Consider the following 1,079-nt stretch of genomic DNA (forward strand, 5'->3'; position numbering starts at 1 on the left):
TAGGGCCTGTGTGATGTCGTGATCATTCGGCGGTTTTCAGCAGGTCGTCGATCCAGATCATTGCGGCGCGGAGGTGGAGGCCGGCGAGGTAGCTCTCGGGCGCCTTGTCATAGCGGGTGGCGATCCCTCGCCAGGCCTTCAGCTTGTTGATCAGGCGTTCGACCGTGTTCCGCTCCTTGTAGAGGTCGGCGTCGTGGCTGACGGGTCGGCCGCCTCGTGCGCCCTTCTTCTTCCGGTTGGCGGCCTGGTCCCGCTTTTCCGGGATGACTGCCTTGATACCGCGTCTGCGCAGGTAGGAGCGGTTACCGCGGGACGAGTAGGCCTTATCCGCGGCAACCGCGCCGGGCGTCGTGCGGGGACGGCCGACGGGCAGGCGGACTCTCACCCTCTTGAGCACGGGGATGAACTGCGGGCTGTCCCCGGCCTGCCCGGCGGTCAGGACCAGCGCGAGCGGACGGCACCTGCGGTCCGCGGCGAGATGAATCTTGCTGGTCAGTCCGCCCCGGGACCTTCCGAGCAGGGCTTCCTTCAGGCGGAGCTTGCGTCTGCGCCGGATGCGCCGGCGCTCGGCCTGTCCGTTCTGTTCCTCCGGGCTGCCCCCTTTTGCCGGGCTGTCTCCTGCTCCCGCGCGGCTTCTTCCAGAGCGTGCATGAGGTGCTTGCTCACGCGCATCCCCGCGGCGTCGTGGTGGGCGCGGACTGTTGTGGAATCCACACTGACCAGCGACAAGTCTGTTCTGCCCGCGCGGGAGGCCTCGGCAATCAGGCCTTCCAGTAGGGCGGAGAACACTCCGGCGTCCCGCCAGACGCGGAAGCGCCCGTAGACGGTGGCCCAGGGGCCGAACTCGGCAGGCATCTCTCGCCACTGGGCACTGGACCGGAACCGCCAGATCACACCCTCGAACTGCTCCCGCAGCCGCTCCGGGTACGGGCCGTACCTACCGATCGGCAGGTACGGCTCGATGAACTTCCATTGCGCATTCGTGAGTTGCCTACGCGTCACGACCACAGTCCTACTGGGTTCCACCTCGCGAAGAGGCCAGAAGCCAGGAACTGATCACGACATCACACAGGCCCTAG

At 66.8% G+C, this 1,079-nt stretch carries 1 pseudogene; it reads right to left on the reverse strand.

From position 1 onward, the window contains the following. Positions 1-22 precede the first annotated feature (22 nt). Positions 23-1,002 (reverse strand): annotated as a pseudogene (locus ACFWBN_RS40065) (IS5 family transposase). Between the last annotated feature and the right edge of the window lie 77 nt (positions 1,003-1,079).

The organism is Streptomyces sp. NPDC059989 (assembly GCF_042736975.1).
Classification (GTDB): Bacteria; Actinomycetota; Actinomycetes; order Streptomycetales; family Streptomycetaceae; genus Streptomyces.